This is a genomic window from Pseudomonas sp. FSL R10-2964 (genome assembly GCF_009600035.1).
In the GTDB taxonomy this organism is placed as follows: Bacteria; Pseudomonadota; Gammaproteobacteria; order Pseudomonadales; family Pseudomonadaceae; genus Aquipseudomonas; species Aquipseudomonas bubulae.
Genome location: NZ_WIWH01000162.1, coordinates 1 through 236, shown reverse-complemented (window position 1 = coordinate 236; position 236 = coordinate 1). Strand labels below are relative to the sequence as shown.

1 protein-coding gene is annotated in these 236 nt (G+C 52.1%); it reads left to right on the top strand.

The window, feature by feature from the left end; genetic code table 11:
* Positions 1-236, top strand: a 236-nt coding sequence (locus tag GHN92_RS23775; protein ID WP_153381361.1) for a putative oxygenase MesX, incomplete at both ends; no start/stop codon positions are given.

The window sequence follows — 236 nt, the reverse complement described above, 5'->3', positions numbered from 1 at the left end:
ACACCGGCCAACTTTGGTGAGTTGCACGGCCAACTGTTCAAGTGCTTTGTTAATTCAAACACCTACAAAGAACACTTCAACAAACCGCCGGTGATCTGCCTGAGCGTGTCGAGCAGCAGGACCTACCTGCGCACGGAAAACCAGCACCCGGTGCTGGGCGTTGAATACCAGCAGGATGAATACTCCCTGACCGATGACTACTTCCGCAAAATGGGCTTGAAGGTGCGCTATTTCAT